This is a genomic window from Achromobacter sp. (assembly GCF_057314935.1).
This window is the reverse complement of sequence record NZ_DBHKZA010000058.1, coordinates 26,216-42,766: the sequence shown is the minus strand read 5'-3', so window position 1 is coordinate 42,766 and position 16,551 is coordinate 26,216. Positions and strand designations below refer to the sequence as shown.

General features: G+C 63.7%; 13 protein-coding genes. 7 read left to right on the top strand and 6 right to left on the bottom strand.

Annotated elements, in window-relative coordinates:
* Positions 1-746 precede the first annotated feature (746 nt).
* From ACO6D5_RS20480 to ACO6D5_RS20460, 5 genes are all read left to right on the top strand, one after another.
* The gene (locus ACO6D5_RS20480) at positions 747-1,538 is read left to right on the top strand and encodes a response regulator transcription factor (protein WP_485826376.1); all 792 of its coding nucleotides are present in this window, start codon (positions 747-749) and stop codon (positions 1,536-1,538) included.
* The gene (locus ACO6D5_RS20475; RefSeq protein WP_485826375.1) at positions 1,535-2,269 is read left to right on the top strand and encodes an ATP-binding protein; all 735 of its coding nucleotides are present in this window, start codon (positions 1,535-1,537) and stop codon (positions 2,267-2,269) included. The genes ACO6D5_RS20480 and ACO6D5_RS20475 overlap by 4 nt, the downstream gene beginning before the upstream one ends.
* 259 nt (positions 2,270-2,528) lie before the next feature.
* A complete protein-coding gene (locus ACO6D5_RS20470) occupies positions 2,529-3,212 on the top strand; it encodes an imm11 family protein (RefSeq protein ID WP_485826374.1) in 684 nt (227 codons plus the stop codon).
* A gap of 159 nt (positions 3,213-3,371) precedes the next feature.
* Positions 3,372-3,662 carry a hypothetical protein gene (locus tag ACO6D5_RS20465; protein WP_485826373.1) on the top strand — a complete coding sequence of 97 codons (291 nt, stop codon included), beginning with the start codon at positions 3,372-3,374 and terminating at the stop codon, positions 3,660-3,662.
* 143 nt (positions 3,663-3,805) lie between these two features.
* Entirely contained in the window at positions 3,806-4,717 is a 912-nt protein-coding gene (locus ACO6D5_RS20460; protein ID WP_485826372.1) for a hypothetical protein, read from the top strand.
* 156 nt (positions 4,718-4,873) lie between these two features.
* On the opposite strand, the gene ACO6D5_RS20455 is transcribed toward ACO6D5_RS20460, so the two are convergent.
* Together ACO6D5_RS20455 and ACO6D5_RS20450 are read right to left on the bottom strand one after the other, a co-directional pair.
* Positions 4,874-5,044: a hypothetical protein gene (locus tag ACO6D5_RS20455; protein ID WP_485826371.1), complete on the bottom strand. Its 171-nt coding sequence runs from the start codon at positions 5,042-5,044 to the stop codon at positions 4,874-4,876.
* A 238-nt stretch (positions 5,045-5,282) separates the two neighbouring features.
* The gene (locus ACO6D5_RS20450; RefSeq protein WP_485826370.1) at positions 5,283-6,140 is read right to left on the bottom strand and encodes an IclR family transcriptional regulator; all 858 of its coding nucleotides are present in this window, start codon (positions 6,138-6,140) and stop codon (positions 5,283-5,285) included.
* A gap of 200 nt (positions 6,141-6,340) precedes the next feature.
* Here ACO6D5_RS20450 and ACO6D5_RS20445 point away from each other — a divergent pair, with 200 nt between their 5' ends.
* Together ACO6D5_RS20445 and ACO6D5_RS20440 are read left to right on the top strand one after the other, a co-directional pair.
* Positions 6,341-7,978, top strand: a complete 1,638-nt coding sequence (locus tag ACO6D5_RS20445) for a GMC family oxidoreductase (RefSeq protein ID WP_485826369.1) — start codon at positions 6,341-6,343, stop codon at positions 7,976-7,978.
* A 78-nt stretch (positions 7,979-8,056) separates the two neighbouring features.
* Positions 8,057-9,397 carry an MFS transporter gene (locus ACO6D5_RS20440; RefSeq protein ID WP_006224402.1) on the top strand — a complete coding sequence of 447 codons (1,341 nt, stop codon included), beginning with the start codon at positions 8,057-8,059 and terminating at the stop codon, positions 9,395-9,397.
* Between the two features lie 19 nt (positions 9,398-9,416).
* On the opposite strand, the gene ACO6D5_RS20435 is transcribed toward ACO6D5_RS20440, so the two are convergent.
* The 4 genes from ACO6D5_RS20435 to ACO6D5_RS20420 all read right to left on the bottom strand — a co-directional run bounded on the left by ACO6D5_RS20435 (position 9,417) and on the right by ACO6D5_RS20420 (position 16,514).
* Positions 9,417-10,616: a M20 aminoacylase family protein gene (locus tag ACO6D5_RS20435; protein WP_315847094.1), complete on the bottom strand. Its 1,200-nt coding sequence runs from the start codon at positions 10,614-10,616 to the stop codon at positions 9,417-9,419.
* A gap of 64 nt (positions 10,617-10,680) precedes the next feature.
* Positions 10,681-11,637, bottom strand: coding sequence for a Bug family tripartite tricarboxylate transporter substrate binding protein (locus ACO6D5_RS20430; RefSeq protein WP_485826368.1), 957 nt, complete (start codon positions 11,635-11,637; stop codon positions 10,681-10,683).
* Positions 11,638-11,898: 261 nt separating this feature from the next.
* The gene (locus ACO6D5_RS20425; RefSeq protein WP_485826367.1) at positions 11,899-13,359 is read right to left on the bottom strand and encodes an efflux transporter outer membrane subunit; all 1,461 of its coding nucleotides are present in this window, start codon (positions 13,357-13,359) and stop codon (positions 11,899-11,901) included.
* Positions 13,360-13,364: 5 nt separating this feature from the next.
* Positions 13,365-16,514: a multidrug efflux RND transporter permease subunit gene (locus tag ACO6D5_RS20420; protein WP_485826366.1), complete on the bottom strand. Its 3,150-nt coding sequence runs from the start codon at positions 16,512-16,514 to the stop codon at positions 13,365-13,367.
* Positions 16,515-16,551: the final 37 nt, after the last annotated feature.

Genomic DNA, 16,551 nt, shown 5'->3' with positions numbered 1-16,551 from the left:
CGGGCGTGTGGGTGCTGGCGTTGCGCACGGCGCGGACGTTGCGCTTGTAGCAGTGGCGATCCGACCACCCCGCGGCCTGGTCAATCGATAATCTAGAGAGCGCTTCGGCGGCCTACCCACCGCATCGCTCTGGCGAATGCCTGATGTCCAAGACGCCGAGAAAACGCACGCTGCCATCGGTCGGTGCATGTCGCTTTCGTTCCTTCTACCGATGACTGACTCTTGAAAATGCGAATCCCGACCGTCCAGGAGGCGATCCTGGCCGCCAGCGGATGCCGGATTCTGGCTGGAAACAGCAGTTGATGGCCGACCGCTCCCGACCCAAAGCGGCCCTACAGATGAACGCTCAAAAGCCGTCATTCAGCCGGGCTGCAAGTGCCAGGGCAACATGCCCAGAAAACACTCGATTTCCAATTGCACCCTTCCTCGCAGATGCCGCAAACCATGCATTGCACATAAGCCTGCCCGGTGTGTAAGCTATACTGTTTGTAACTAATACGCTCAGGGATCTGATCTCGCAGTGGCGAGCGACACGGGAGGGGCCGGTTACATGGGTGTATTTAGCACTGTATGTTTGTACAAAATGCATGCCGAAGTACTCGGCTTCAATTCCCGTTCCGCGTTTTTTTGTGCCAATTTTTTTCTGTGCCAATTTAGACCGCACGCGCCAGATATGGCCTTCGGTTTGGTGCTGTCGACATTAGGTTAGCCGTCCAGATCGCGTAAAAGAACTTTGGAGGAAGCTCGTGTTTGAAGAAATGAAGAAGAAAGGGATCCATCTCTACTGCACGATCTTGGCAAGGCATCGCGCGAAGACCACATACCCAGAAACTTTAACGGTCAACCTAAGTGATCTTCTTGCTTCACCTCGCCCAATAAAGGTTGCAATCGTCGACGATCGACCTTTTCCTTGGAAGGATGCGCTAGAGAGCCGGGGCTGCAGAGTCACCTATCTACCTGATTACACAAAGCCGATCAAGCAGGCCGACCAAAAGATAAAGGCTCATGATCTTTCTTCGCACGACATAATAATTTGCGATATCCATGGAGTCGGCTCCGCTCTGTATCCTGAGATCGATGGCCTAGGTGTGATTGAAGAGTTGAGAAGGAAGAATCCTCTTCACGTCATTTGCGCCTATACGGGGAATCCGGGAGCCATTTATTCAAGGTTCAAGAGGCAGGACGCATTGGACATGGTGTTTTCCAAAGAATGGGGAATAGACGACTTCCTCTTTAACTTTGATCAGGTGGCGCGAATATTTACATCGCCGAAATTTCGATGGGACTTCATTCGGAGGCGCCTTGTCTATCTTGGTCTCAGTGAGCGCGAGATAAGTGGTGTGCAGCGAGTGTTCGTCGAGAATACGCTGCTCAGTGAGATGTTGAATCAGCGATTCCACAGTGATGCTGTTGACACTAAGCGCCTTATCTGCAATACGCCATCTCGGATTGATGTTGCGTCATTGGCGAAGTTCGGGATTAAGGCGGCTGAGTTGGCTAGTTTGGTAAGTCCATTTATTCTGGAGGCGGGGAAATGATTGATTCTGGTCAACTCTTGGAAAGATTCCGATCTTTATCTCGTGAGATCCAAAATGGATTGCAGACCGCTCAAAAGCAGTTGGAGCCATTAAAGCGAGGAGGGGAGGCGCTTGAGGCAGGACGATTGGCTGGCACTCTTGATGGCATCAGCGAGGCGTGGCAGGATTTTTCCGGTTGGATCTTAATCAGTACGCTTGATGACCTTGGGGACGCCCGGACGAATTGTGCGCCCGGGCGGGTCGATCTTCAGTCGAAGATAACAAGATCAAAGATCAGGCGGAAAAATGACCTTGAGAGAAATGGGATAAAGATTGACACAAGTGGCGTCGAGTCCTTGGTTGTTGAAACTTACATTCCATACTTCGAGCAATTGCTGGACTTGCTATTTGGGAATGCGATTAAGTACTCGCCTCGCGCTGGCGTTGTGGAAATCAGCTGTTCAAGAAATAAGAGCGGAGCCACAATAGCAATTCAGTCTGTCGGCCCAATTGTTTTGAAGCATGAAGCGGGGCAGCTGGGCGTAGCAGGATTCAGGGCGGAGAATGCTAAGAAGTTGTCTTTGACAGGACAAGGGTACGGGCTGTTCAACTGTCTCCGCTTGGCAGACTTGCTCAACGCGAGTTTGGAGTTTCGTCCTGAAGCGCGTCCCATCTTTGAAATAGGCGGGGTTCAGTATGCGAACTTCACGGCCGTACTCTCTCTACCTGATGCTCCTGACCAAGACGGCTAACCCCTCCATTGAGCGGATACCCAACCGGCTGCGCCGGTCGGTCCCCGCTTATGTCATTCGTTGAATGTCTGCTTCTTGATCCCAGCAGTGTCGGCTCATGGCCGGGATCGGTCCTCGCATAGCGACTGCGCCGCACGCTGCGACACCGGCACCGTCCGCAGCAGGTCATCCAGCACGGCCCGAGCGGTAGATGCCTGGCTCGCCACAGCCGCGACACAAAGGTGTCAGGCTAAAATTTCGCAGCATCTAGATAGAAAAAATGTGGTCTGACACCATCGCTATGGAAGCCGCCGTGACCGAACCGACCGCCGTTGAGATTTCAGTCGAAACCGCATCTCATGAGGGCGAATTTTTCCTGATCGACGCCAGCTTCCTGGGCAATGGCGGGGTTCCCGGCATCGAAATCGCCAACGAAGAGAAGCTGATCCATCCGGGGATGAATGTCGTCTCGCGTCCTGACGGAATGCCAAATCAGTATCCGGAGCGTCCCCGCCTGGTTCATGTACCCGAGAAGGGCGGAATGCCACGCGATCTGGAAGAACTCGCCGGCATATGGATTGTGTCGGAAGCTTTGAAGCAGCTGTTTGAGCAGATGGACGCCGAGGCGTTTGCATTTGTGGCGTGCGACTTCAGCCTGGCTGACGGCAGCCCCGGTCCTCGGTACTACCTGGGCAATGTGCTGCGCGGACTCGATGCCCTGGATGAAGCCTCGTCTCGCGTGAGGATCAAGCTCGACAACAATTATCAGACCGGCGAGGACGAGAAGCTTTATAGCCTCGTCGGCGGAGCCAGCTTGGTGTTCAAACAGGATGTTGTGGGAGATGCCCATATCTTCCGCCAGGATCGCATGGGAGCACCTCCCATCTGCGACCGCGCGATGTATGACGCATTGAGAGCGGCCAACTTCTCCGGCGTACGGCTGCGCGATGTAGCCGATATCTAAGAATGGCCCCTGCAAACGGCGATCGGTCCATTTTCCTGCCCCAATGCCATGGCGCAAATTCGCGCAGTGCTGACCCAAACCCTATTTCGGGGGACGTCAGTGGCGGCTGACCCCGAGCAACGTAAAATGTCAGGTCTCCAGCCTCTACATGCATCTCTAATGAACCTTGAACGACTGCGTCGCGAATTTCCCGACTTTGACATAACAACCCTGCCGCCCATACCCGAAGGGTATTTCGACGCGTCGAGCTACATCGATGCAGCCCCTTCATTCGAGAACAAGGAGCGCGGTTTGAAAGTGTATGTCGACTACGCCAACTATGCCGACCGCGAATCCGGCAGGAGCCAGCGCTTCTGCGTTTCGCGCTACGACGAGGACGCTGGCGACTTCGAAGACGTCGCCCTGTCGACTAACGATTGGGCCGAAGTCACTCGCTTCCTGAGCGCGTGAACGCCCTCACCCGGGGCGATCGGTTTTCGCGCCGATCGTCGGATGATCGCCCCCGCGACCTCTAGCGCTCCTGCGGTCTTTCTTGATTTCGACGGCATCCTGCACTTCTTCAGAGACAAGCGGTTGACGAGTACTCTCGACTGTTGCCGAACCTGAATCTGTGCAATGGATTCCCGCATGAAATCGGCGGCCTGGATGTCAAACGACCGTTCCTGGCCGGGATCGGTCCTTGCGCCGCGGCACCTCCGCCGCGGGCGCTTGGCAGGCCCCTTCCGCCCCGCGTTACTATCGCGAGACCACGAGCCGCAAGGAAGGGAATGAACCAGAAGCCGCGCACGACCAAACGCCGCCGGATTCCACGCAAGGCCTGGGCCTTGGGTCTGGCCATCGCCGCAGCCGCAGGGTTTTATGTCTGGAAGGCATCACCGCTGGGTCCAGGCCTGACCGAAAGCAAGATACACAAGATCCTGGTCGCCGCCATGGCGACGCCCACCAATGCGCCAGACAGCGCCTGCGTCAAGGTGGTGGGTGTGCGGCCCTTGCCGACCGATGCCTACACCGCCTTCCTGCAAGAGCAGGACAAAATCGTGCAAGGGCTGATCAAACATCAGCTCATCACGGTCAAGCGCGTCAGCGCCAACGGCGACGGTTCGCCTCCAAGACCGGATGAGAATCCCGAGGACGCCACCAGCCACATCGCGCTGACCGAAAAAGGCCGCGCGTACTACACAGACGGCGAGACCCGCATCGGTTCGAAACTGGTCTATACCGCGAAGTTCTGCGCCCCCGGCCTTCAGGTCGGCAAGATCCTCGATTACTCCAAGCCGGGCAAGAATCCCTTCGACGACAACCCCAACACGGTTTCGGCGGTGAAGTTCGAATGGCGGCTAGATCGCGCCACCGCGGACTGGGCGGCTGACCCCGTCTTTTATCAGCAGATAAGCGGCTTTCCCTCCGAATACCAGCCGGACGAATGGCAGACCCGGCACATCATGCTGGAACGGAAAGACGGGGTATGGGGCCTGGGAGACAGGCCCTACACGATCCGCTGGTAAGCATGTCAGATAGAAATTGAGAATGCCGCTCAGTCGTCGGAGGCTCGGCCTCGACCTTCGGCGACTACGCAGAATGCGGGAGCTGTGGTGGACCGGCTGCGCATGCATCGCTCTGGCGGCTGATGCTGTCTCTCTCGCGATAAGTCGCGACATCCACTACGGTGCTTTCATCTCCTTCTTCTCCTTCTTCTCCTTTTTTTCTCCATCGTAATGGGACTTGATGGCGAAAAACATGCCCGTGCCCAACACGAAGAGTTTGAACGTACCGAAGACGACAGGGACCCAAAAATTCATCATTTCCTCAAAACACTGCTTCAGCAGCTTCATTTACGACTCGTGGGCCCGGCAAAGACAAACGAACGATAGCCATGAGGGCCACGAAAAGCATCAGCCCGATTCCGACGAGTGTGAGATCACGCTGCTCGATTTCACCCATAGACACTCAAATGTTACCGCCCAGTTCCGTACAAATTGTTGAAACGGGCGAACTCAATGAACCAATCTTCGTTAAGCGATTGATGTCTATGGATTGTTGTTCTCGCTTCGACTGGATCCTTGCAACCGCTCAGCCCCCCGGCCGATGCTGGGCCAGCACCTCGTGCAGCGATTGCGCGGCACGCTGCAACACGGGCACCGCCCGCAACAGATCATCCAGCATGACGCGCGCGGTCGGCGCATGGCAGGCCACGGCCGCCACGACCCGGTCTTCCGCATCCCTGACCGGCACCGCCACCGCGCTCATGCCGCGCACGAATTCCTCGTTGTCGATGCCGATGCCGCGCGCCGCCAGCCGTTCCAGTTCCTCTTCCAATTGCGCGGGATCGGTCAAGGTGCGCGGCGTGTTGCGCGTCAGCGGCAAGCGGGCCAGCACGCGGCCGCGTTCCAGCCGGTTCATGGACGCCAGGAATAGTTTGCCGCTGGCCGTGCAGTGCATCGGCACGTGGCTGCCCACCGCGAAGAACAGGCGCAGCGGCTCGGTGGTTTCCACCCGTTCCATATAGATCACGCGGTCGCCGTCCGGGGCCGTCAGGTTGCAGGTTTCGCCCAGCGTGCCGGCCAGTTGCGCCAGCACGGCGCGGCACGCCCGCGTGAACGCCGAGGCGCGCAACGTGGACAACGCCAGCGACGTGGCCTGCGGCCCCGGCACGAAGCCGTGCTCGGTCGGTGTCGCGGCGACGAAGCCGGCGCGCTGCATGGCGGCCAATAGGCGCATCAGCGTGGTCTTCGGCATGTCCAGGCGCTGCGCCAATTGCGCCAGCGTGGGCGGATGCTGGGCCCGGGCCAGATGCTCCAGCACCACCAGGGCGCGCAGCGATCGCGCGGCCTCTTGCCGCACGGCGGGCGTGTCGACCGATGCGTCAGCCGGCGCCTGCACCGATGCTGCACTGCGATTTTGAAACCGAAGTTGCATGTTCCGTTCCATTTTGCCGCCCCCACGCGTGTTGTGCTTTGCGCGACGCGCCCGCTTCCTAGAATCGCCACAGATCCCCGGCCCGCATGCGGCCTCGCAAGGCGATGTCGGGATCGACCCAGTATATAAGTGCGCCCCGCCGCGGCAAGCAGGGTAAACGCGCCGTCCCGCCGACGTGGCGCAGGCGGACGGCAACAGGGAGACAAGGCAATATGTCCGACACCGTGGATGTCATCGTGGTTGGCGCCGGCTCGGCCGGATGTGTGATGGCCAACCGGCTGAGCGCCGACGGCGCGCTGTCCGTCTGTCTGCTGGAGGCCGGCCCCAGGGACCGCTCCCCGTGGATACATATCCCCATCGGCTATGGCAAGACCATGTTCCACAAGGTGGTGAACTGGGGGTACTACACCGACCCCGACCCCAACATGCTGGACCGGCGCATCTACTGGCCGCGAGGCCGCACCCTGGGCGGGTCCAGCGCCATCAACGGGCTGATCTACATTCGGGGCCAGCGGCAGGACTACGACGCCTGGGCCCGCGCCGGCAACCCGGGATGGAGCTGGGACGATTGCCTGCCCACCTTCCGCAAACTGGAAGACAACGACCTGGGCGCGGGGCCCACCCGCGGCGTGGGCGGTCCTTTGAACGCCACCTCCATCAGGACGCCGCATCCGCTGGTGGAAGCCATGATCGCGGCGGCCGGCACGCGGGGCGTGCCACATGTGCAGGACTTCAATACGGGCGAGCAGGAAGGCGTCGGCTATTACCAGCTGACCACGCGCAATGGCCGCCGCTGCTCTACCGCCGTCGCCTATCTGCGCCCGGCCGAAGGCCGACCCAACCTGCGCGTGGAAACCGGCGCCCACACGATGGCCGTGCTGTTCGAAGGCAGCCGCGCCTGCGGCGTGCGGTATCGGCAGGACGGCCAGGTGCGCACGCTGCGGGCAAGGCGCGAAGTCGTGCTGTGCGCGGGCGCGCTGCAATCGCCGCAGTTGCTGCAATTGTCCGGCGTCGGGCCGGCCGCGCTGCTGCGGCAGTTCGGCATCGGCGTGCTGCGGGATCTGCCAGGTGTCGGCGAAAACCTGCAAGACCATCTGCAGATCAGACTGATCTACGAAACGACGCAGCCCATTACCACCAACGACCAGTTGCGCACGCTCGCCGGCCGCGCCCGCATGGGGCTGCAATGGCTGCTGTTCCGCAGCGGGCCGCTGGCCGTCGGCATCAACCAGGGCGGCCTGTTCTGCCGGGTGGACCCGGCCAGCCGCACGCCCGATACCCAGTTCCATTTCGCGACGCTGTCGGCCGACCTGGCCGGCGGCAAGGTGCATCCGTTTTCGGGCTGCACGTATTCCGTCTGCCAGCTGCGCCCGTCTTCGCGCGGTCAGGTCCGGCTGCGCAGCGCCGACCCGTTCGAAGCGCCGTCCATGCAGCCCAATTACCTGTCCACCGAGCTGGACCGGCGCATGACGGTGGCGGCCGTCAAGTACGCGCGCCAGCTGGCCGCGACCGAACCCCTGGCCGGGCTGATGAAGCGGGAATTCCGCCCGGGGCCCGATGTGCGCACGGATGACGAGATCCTGCACTTCTGCCGGGAGTATGGCGCCACCATCTTCCACCCTTCCGGCACCGCCAAGATGGGGCCGCGCAGCGACCCGATGGCCGTGGTGGACGAACGCTTGCGCGTGCATGGCGTGGCCGGTCTGCGGGTGGTCGATTGCTCCATCATGCCCACGCTGGTTTCCGGCAATACCAACGCGCCCGTCGTGATGCTGGCCGAACGCGCGGCCGGCTTCATGCTGGAGGATCTGAAGGCAACGCGGCGGCAGACCGAGCTGGTCGCCGCGTAAACGCGCAAGAAAACCCCGCAGGAAAGCATGGCGAGCGGCAACGCAGAGTGCCCCGCCCCCCCATCAAAGGAGACTGGAATGGCCAAGCAGAATGAAGCCGCAGTACGCCGTGTCGTCACCGCGTCGCTGATCGGCGCCACGATCGAGTGGTACGACTTTTTCCTCTACGGTGTCGTGGCGGGCATCGTATTCAACAAGCTGTACTTCCCCACCGGCGACCCGCTGGTCTCGACCATGCTGGCCTACACCACGTTCGCCGTGGGCTTTGTGACGCGGCCGCTGGGCGGCCTGATCTTCGGCCATTTTGGCGACCGCATCGGCAGGAAGAGCATGCTGGTGATGACGCTGATGATCATGGGCGTGTCCACGTTCCTGATCGGCCTGGTGCCCACCTATGACAGCATCGGCGTCTGGGCGCCCATCCTGTTGCTGCTGCTGCGCGTGTTCCAGGGCATCGGCCTGGGCGGCGAATGGGGCGGCGCGGTGCTGATGGCCTATGAATACGCGCCGCCGGGCAAAAAAGGCTTCTACGCGTCGCTGCCGCAGATCGGGTTGGCGATCGGCCTGTGCCTGGCCTCCGGCACCGTGGCGCTGCTGTCCACCTTGCTGACGGACGAACAGTTCATGGCCTGGGGCTGGCGCATCGCCTTCCTGGCGTCGGCCGCCATGGTGCTGGTGGGCATGTACATCCGCCTGAACATCAAGGAAACGCCCGAGTTCACTGCCGTCAAGGAAAGCAACGCTGAAAGCCGCATCCCGTTTTTCGACATGCTCAAGCGCTACCCCGGCAACGTCTTCAAGGGCATGGGGGCCCGCTACATCGACGGCGTGTTCTTCAACGTGTTCGGCGTGTTCTCGATCTCGTACCTGACGCAAACCGTGCAGATCACACGGACCGAAGCGCTGACGGGCGTGATGGCCGCAGCCCTGGTGATGTGCTTCTTCATCCCCTTCTTCGGCCGTCTGTCCGACCGCATCGGCCGCACGCGCGTCTATTTCTGGGGATCGCTGATCACCGCCGCGGCCTCCTTCCCGGGCTTCTGGCTGATGCTGCACAGCGAGGGTAGCGTGATGCTGATCTGGCTGGCGATCATCATCCCCTTCGGCATCTTCTATGCCGCCGTGTATGGCCCCGAGGCCGCGCTGTTCTGCGAGCTGTTCGACGCCAAGGTGCGCTACACCGGCATCTCGTTCGTCTACCAGTTCTCGGGAATATTCGCCTCGGGCATCACCCCCATCATCGCCACCGCCCTGCTCAAGACCGGCGGCGGCCAGCCTTGGCTGATCTGCCTGTACGTGCTGTTTGCCGGGGTGGTGTCGGCGCTGTGCGCATGGCTGATCGGCCGCGGCAGGCCGGCGGACGAGCCCGCCAGCCATCCGGCGGCGCCCCTGCCCCGCGCGGGGTTGCGCAAGGCGTAAGCGGGGCGCGGCGCCGTGCTCAGGCGCGCGGCGGCCGTGCGAACCAGGCTTCGGCCAGCTTCACGAACGCGCTGGCGCCAATCGGCAACAGCGCGTCGTTGAAGTCGTAGCTGGTGTTGTGGACCAGGCACGGCCCCTCGCCGTGGCCAAGCTCGCGGTGCCCGCCGTCGCCGTTGCCGATGAAGCAATAGCTGCCCGGCACCGCTTCCAGCATGAAGGAGAAGTCTTCCGCCGCCATGATGGGCGTCTGCGCCAGCAGCCGCTCCTGGCCGACCACCTGCGCCAGCGCCTCGCGCATGAAGGCGGTCTCGGCCTCGTGGTTGATCGTCGACGGATAGTGGCGCGTGAAGACGAAATCGCATTCGGCGCCAAACATCGCGGCCACGTGCTGCGCCACCTCGCCCATGCGCCGCTCGATCAGGTCCAGGGTCTCGGCGGTGTAGGCGCGCACCGTGCCGCCCAGTTCGCAAGTGTCGGGGATGACGTTGACGGCCTCGCCCGCCCGCAGCGTGGTCACGGAAATGACGGCCGTCTCCAGCGGCTTCTTGTTGCGGCTGATGATGGTCTGGAAGGCCTCGATCATCTGGCCCGCCGCCGGGATCGGGTCGACGGCCAGGTGCGGCATGGCAGCGTGGCCGCCCTTGCCGCGTATCGTCACGTGGAATTCGCTGTTGGACGCCAGCACGGGGCCGGGCGACGACGCGAAACAGCCTTCCGGGATGCCCGGCATGTTGTGCATGCCGAACACGGCCTCCATCGGGAATTTCTCGAACAGGCCGTCGCGCATCATCTCGCGCGCGCCGCCGCCGCGTTCTTCGGCGGGTTGGAAGATCAGGTAGACGGTGCCGTCGAAATTGCGATGACGCGCCAGGTACTGGGCGGCGCCCAGCAGCATGGCGGTGTGGCCGTCGTGGCCGCAGGCGTGCATCACGCCTGCGTGCTTGCTGGCATGCGCGAACTGGTTCGCCTCTTGCATCGGCAGCGCGTCCATGTCGGCGCGCAGCCCCAGCGTGCGCGACGACGTGCCGTTGCGGATCACGCCCACCAGGCCGGTCTTGCCGAAGCCGCGGTGCAGTTCGATGCCCCAGCTCTCCAGCAGTTCGGCTACCCGTTGCGCGGTGCGGTTCTCCTCGAACGCCAGCTCAGGGTGGGCGTGGATGTCGCGCCGAACTTCTCGGATGGCGGGGGCGTTGTCAACAATCTCTTCAATCAGGTTCATGGCTACCGGTGCCGGCGCCCCGCAGGGCGCCGTTGATTCCAGGGTTGGAGGGAAAGGATGCGGATCAATCGGGCTTGATGCCCAGCTTGCGCAGCACGGGGCCCGTGGCCTCGCGCTCATCGGCGACGCGCTGTGCGAAGGCGCTGGCCTCCAGATGGTACGGCAGCGAGCCATGGCTGGCGTACATCTGGCGCATGGCGCCGTCCTGCTGCGCGCGGCCGATCTCGGCGTTCAGGCGCTGGATGATGGCCTGGGGCGTGCCCGCACGCGCGGCCAACCCCAGCCACACCGCGCCTTCGAAGCCGCGGAAGTCCTGCTGCGCCAGCGTCGGCGCGCGGCCAAAGGCGGCATCGGGCACCGCGTCGCTGATGGCCAGCACGCGCAGGCGCCCTTCCTTGACCATCGGTTCGACCAGCGCGGTGCCGGCGAAATACATCTGCGTATCGCCGGCAAGCACCGAATTAAGCGCGCCCGTACCGGTTTTGAACGGCACGTGCATGATGTCCGCGCCGGCCTGTTCGCGCAGCATTTCGAACAGCACGTGCGGCGGGCTGCCGTTGCCCGACGACGCGTAGTTCAGCCGGCCCGGCTGCTGGCGCGCCAGCGCGAACAACTGCGCCAGCGACTGCGCGGGCACCTTGTCGTTGACTGTCAGCGCCATGGGAATGACGGCCAGCGGGCTGACCGGCACGAGGTCGCGGACCGGGTCATACGTCAGCGCGGGAAAGATATAGGGATTCCAGACCAGATGGGCGTTGGTGACGAGCGCCAGCGTGTACCCGTCGGCGGGCGCCGACTTCAACTGCTGCATCGCCAGCAGGCCGCCGGCGCCAGGCTTGTTTTCCACGACGACAGGCTGGCCGAAAGCGTTGTGCAGCCGCTCGGCCAGCGGCCGCGCGAACAGGTCGGGCAGGCTGCCCGGCCCGCCATTGACCACGATGGTCATCGGCCGGGCCGGCCAATCGGCCGCCACGGCGGGCGCACCCGCCGCCAGCGCGGCGCACGCCGCCAGACTGTGCAAGGCCCGTCGTAGCCAGGACCGCAAGCACCCGCCCTCGCGTGCCGAGTGCGCACGGCCGGCACGCGGGGACGCCGCGCGGGATCGCTGCCGGCCCGGCCGGCTGTCGCATGGACGTATCACTGCTTGTCTCCTCGTGCGCCTGCCGCCGGCGAAAAGCCAGGGAATGGCAGCCGGCTATCTGGCGGCGCTTTTTTTCTACGATAAGCAGCATAAATCTCGACGTCAATATCTTTTATCGAGATTTTTGAAAATAAGGCTAAATCATCCCTCCCCGGCTCCCGCCGCCGCGACCGGCGGCCGTTCGCCTGGCCATCCTCCGCCCAAGGCCTTGAACAGGCTCGCCAGGGCCATCTGGCGCTGGGTGCTGACCTCGATGTAGCTCAGCTGGTCGGTAAACGCGCTGCGCTGCGCGTCCAGGTAGCGCAGATGGCTATCCACGCCGCCGCGGTAGCGGGCTTCCGACAGGCGCATGGCTTCCAGGCTGGACTCGGCCAAGGCGCGACGCGACGCTTCCTCGCGCCGCAGGGTGTCGGTGGCCGCCAACGCGTCGGCCACTTCCTTGAACGCCGTCTGGATGGTCTTTTCATAAGCGGCCACGGCGATGTCCTTGCGCACGTGCGACAGGTCCAGGTTGGCAGTGTTGCGGCCGCCCGCGAAGATCGGTAGCGTGATCTGCGGCGTGAACGACCAGGCGCGCTGGCCGCCGTCGAACAGGTTGGACAGGTCGGCGCTGGACGAGCCGAACAGTCCGGTCAGCGAAATGCTGGGGAAGAACGCCGCCCGCGCCGCGCCGATGCTGGCGTTGCGCGACTGCAGCTGATGTTCGGCGGCCAGAATGTCCGGGCGGCGCTCCAGCAGTTCAGAGGGCGCGCCTGCCGCGATCTCCTGCAGCAGCACGGGCGACGCCGCCAGTTGCTGCGGCAGGTAGGGACCCAGATCGTTCACGCCCACCAGCAGCGCCAGCGCGTTGCCGGCCTGCCGCACTTCGCGGTCCATGCGTTCCAGTTCCGCCCTTGCCTGCTCGGTCAAACCCAGCGCTTCCTGGTAATCCAGCGCCGTGGCCGCGCCGGCCTGGCGCCGTTTGACGATCAGTTCCAGCGACGATTCGCGGCTGGCCAGGGTCTGGCGCGTGACCAGCAGGCGGCGCTGCGCGCTGTCGCGCGTCAGATAGGCCTGGATCACTTCGGCCACCAGGCTGATCCGCGTGCTGTGCGCGGTTTCTTCGGTCGCCAGGTACTCCTGCAACGCGGCGTCCGACAGGCTGCGCACGCGGCCGAACAGGTCGATCTCGAACGCGGTCAGCCCGATTCCCGCCTGGTAGGTGCTTTGCACGCCGGCGCTGCCGGTGCTGCTCAAGTCGCCCGGCACCCGCTGGCGCGTGCCGGTGCCTTGAGCGTTGATGCCCGGCAGCCGGTCCGCGCGTTCAATCCGGTACTGCGCGCGCGCCGCTTCGATGTTCAACACGGCCTGGCGCAGGTCGCGGTTGTTCTCAAGCGCCAGCGCCACCAGTTGGCGCAAGGGCGCATCGGTCACGAACGACTGCCAATCCAGCGTGGCCGCCGCCGACGGCGCGGCAGGCGCGGCAGACTGGTTGAACTGCGCCGGATACTGCGCGGGGATCGGCGCATCGGGCCGCTGGTGCACCGGCGCCAGCGAGCATCCCGCCAGCACCGCGCTCAACGCCAGGGCGCCAAGGCGCAAGGGGAAGAAGGTTTGCATCATGAGTCTTACTCCTCTGCCGTGCGCGGGGCCGGCAAGGGTTCGGATGCCGGCCGGCCGCGTTGCTTCGACACCAGCGACAGCACCCACACAAAGAAGATAGGCACGAAAATCACGCCCAGCAGCGTGGCGGTCAGCATCCCGCCGATCACGCCCACGCCCAGCGCGCGCTGGCTGGCGGCGCCCGCGCCGCTGGCCAGCGCCAGCGGCACCACGCCCAGGATGAACGCCAGCGACGTCATCACAATGGGGCGGAAGCGCAGCTTGGCGGCCTGGATGGCGGAATCCATCAGCGAATGGCCCTGCTCGCGCAGGCTCTTGGCGAATTCCACGATCAGGATCGCGTTCTTGGCGGCCAGGCCGATGATGGTGATCAGGCCAACCTTGAAGTACACGTCGTTCGACATGCCCAGCACCGTCACCGCCAGCACCGAACCGAGCGCGCCGATCGGCACGATCAACATGACGGACGCGGGGATGGCCCAGCTTTCATACAGGGCGACCATCAGCAGGAACACCACCAGGAACGCCAGCGCGAACAGCATCGGCGCCTGCGCCCCGGCGAACTTCTCCTGGTAGGACAAGCCCGTCCATTCGTAGCCGATGCCGCTGGGCAGTTCCGACACGATGCGCTCGATCTCGGCCATCGCTTCGCCGGTGCTGCGCCCCGGCATCGCGTCGCCGGCGATCTTGAACGCCGGATAGCCGTTGTAGCGCGAGATCTGCACCGGGCCGTTTTCCCAACTGGTCTGCACGAACGCGCTCAGCGGGACCATGCCGCCCGACTTGTTGCGCACGTTCAGCATCAGGATGCTTTCCGGCGTCATGCGGTCGCGCACGTCCGCCTGCACCACCACGCGCTGCAAGCGCCCGGCGTTGGCGAAGTCGTTGATGGTGGCGGACCCGTAGGCAGACGAGATCGCCGTGCTGATCGTGTCGAACCCGATGCCCAGCGCTTCCGCCTTCTGGCGGTCGATGTCCAGGCGCAGCTGCGGCGCGTCGGCCAGGCCTTCCATCATGGCATAGGCGATCACCGGCGAACTGTTGGCCTTGGCCAGCAGCTGGTTGCGCGCGTCCGTCAGGGCCGCGCGGCCCAGGCCGCCGCGGTCCTGCAGGCGCAGCGCGAAGCCGCCGGAGTTGCCCAGGCCGTCGATGGGCGGCGGGTTCACCGCCATGATCGAACCGTCGTCGATGGCCGCGAAGCGCGCGTTCACGCTATTGGCCACGTCGCTGGCGGCCTGCCCCTTGCCGCGCTCGGACCAGTCCTTCAACGTCGGGAACGCGATGCCGGCGTTCTGGCCCGTGCCCGAGAAGCTGAAGCCCATCACCGTGAAGGCGTCGCCCATGGCGTCCAGCGACATCAGGTGCTGCTCGACGTCCGCCACGACCTTGTCGGTGCGCGTGTGGGTGGCCCCCGGCGGCAACTGGACGTCGACAATGACGTAGCCCTGGTCTTCCGGCGGCACGAACGATTCAGGCACGCGCACGTACAGCACGCCCAGCACCGCCACGATCGCCACGTAGATCACCATGTAGCGGCCGGTGCGCTTGACCAGCCGCGTGTTCAGCGCCTCGAAACGTCCGGTCAGGCGGTTGAAGCTGCGGTTGAACCAGCCGAAAAAGCATTTCTTTTCATCGTGATGGCCCTTGGGGATGGGCTTGAGGAACGTGGCGCACAAGGCGGGCGTGAAGGTCAGCGCCAGAAAGCCCGAGAACAGGATCGACACCGCCAGCGACAGCGAGAACTGCTGGTAGATCACGCCGACCGAACCGCTCATGAACGCCAGCGGCAGGAACACGGCGGACAGCACCAGCGTGATGCCGACGATGGCGCCCGACACCTGCTCCATCGCCTTGACCGTGGCCTCGCGCGGCGGCAGGCCTTCTTCGGCCATGATGCGTTCCACGTTCTCGACCACCACGATGGCGTCGTCCACCAGGATGCCGATGGCCAGCACCATGCCGAACATCGTCATCATGTTCACCGAGAAGCCCAGCACGGACATCACAGCAAAGGTGCCCAGCAAACACACCGGCACGACGATCGTCGGGATCAGCGTGTAGCGGATGTTCTGCAGGAACAGGAACATCACCAGGAAGACCAGCACCATCGCCTCAAGCAACGTGTGCACCACCTTTTCGATGGCCACGCTGACAAAGCGCGACGTGTCGAACGGCACCGAGAATTCCACGTCTTCGGGGAATGAGGCGGACAGCTCCTGCAGGCGCGCCTTCACGGCCTTGACCGTATCGATCGCATTGGCGCCCGGTGCCAGCTGCACGGCCGCGCCGACCGACTTCTTGCCGTTCAGGCGCGTCTCGAAGTCGTAGCTCTGGCGGCCCACTTCCAGGCGCGCCACGTCGGCCAGGTGCACGGACGAGCCGTCGTCGTTGGCGCGCAGCACGATCCTGCCGAATTCTTCCGGCGAATCCAGCATGCCCTTCACGGCCAGCGTGGCCGTCAGTTCCTGCTCGGCCGAACCCGGACGGCTGCCGAAGCTGCCTGCCGGCACCTGCACGTTCTGGGCAGCGATGGCCGCGTTGACGTCGGCCACCGACAGGCCCAGGCCCAGCAGCTTCTGCGGGTCGATCCATACCCGCATGGCGGCCTCGGCGCCGAAGAACTGCACCTTGCCCACGCCGTCGACGCGACGGATCTCGTTGTTGATGTGGCGCGCCGCGTAGTCGGACAGGCCCACTACGTCCTTGTGCGCATCGTCGCCCTTGTAGGTCAGGGCGTAGATCATCAGGAAGTTCGAGCTGGCCTGCTCGACCTGCAGGCCCTGCTGCGTCACGGCGGACGGCAGGCGGGCTTCCGCCTTCTTGATGCGGTTCTGCACGTCCACCTGGGCCAGGTCCGGGTCCGTGCCCGGCTCGAACGTGACGGTGATTTCCGCGCTGCCGCTGGAGCTGCTGGACGACTCGTAGTACAGCATGTGCTTGGCGCCGTTCAGCTCTTCTTCGATGACGCTCGTCACCGAATCCACCAGCACCGACGCGGAGGCGCCCGGGTACACGGCGGCGATGGTCACCTGGGGCGGCGCCACTACCGGAAACTGCGAGACCGGCAGCGACGGGATCGCCAGCAGGCCGGCCAGCGAAATGAAGATGGCCACCACCCACGCGAAATTGGGGCGGCCAATGAAAAACTTGGACATGATCTATCCTTGCGAAGGCATGGGGATGCGCGGGCGG

What these genes read in the sequence shown, in the direction of transcription:
- ACO6D5_RS20475 (WP_485826375.1), top strand. Translation starts at nt 1,535, where the DNA reads ATGATTGATTCTGGTCAACTCTTGGAAAGATTCCGATCTTTATCTCGT.
- ACO6D5_RS20470 (WP_485826374.1), top strand. Translation starts at nt 2,529, where the DNA reads ATGTGGTCTGACACCATCGCTATGGAAGCCGCCGTGACCGAACCGACC.
- ACO6D5_RS20465 (WP_485826373.1), top strand. Translation starts at nt 3,372, where the DNA reads ATGAACCTTGAACGACTGCGTCGCGAATTTCCCGACTTTGACATAACA.
- ACO6D5_RS20455 (WP_485826371.1), bottom strand. Translation starts at nt 5,044, where the DNA reads ATGAAGCTGCTGAAGCAGTGTTTTGAGGAAATGATGAATTTTTGGGTC.
- ACO6D5_RS20450 (WP_485826370.1), bottom strand. Translation starts at nt 6,140, where the DNA reads ATGGAACGGAACATGCAACTTCGGTTTCAAAATCGCAGTGCAGCATCG.
- ACO6D5_RS20445 (WP_485826369.1), top strand. Translation starts at nt 6,341, where the DNA reads ATGTCCGACACCGTGGATGTCATCGTGGTTGGCGCCGGCTCGGCCGGA.
- ACO6D5_RS20440 (WP_006224402.1), top strand. Translation starts at nt 8,057, where the DNA reads ATGGCCAAGCAGAATGAAGCCGCAGTACGCCGTGTCGTCACCGCGTCG.
- ACO6D5_RS20435 (WP_315847094.1), bottom strand. Translation starts at nt 10,616, where the DNA reads ATGAACCTGATTGAAGAGATTGTTGACAACGCCCCCGCCATCCGAGAA.
- ACO6D5_RS20425 (WP_485826367.1), bottom strand. Translation starts at nt 13,359, where the DNA reads ATGATGCAAACCTTCTTCCCCTTGCGCCTTGGCGCCCTGGCGTTGAGC.
- ACO6D5_RS20420 (WP_485826366.1), bottom strand. Translation starts at nt 16,514, where the DNA reads ATGTCCAAGTTTTTCATTGGCCGCCCCAATTTCGCGTGGGTGGTGGCC.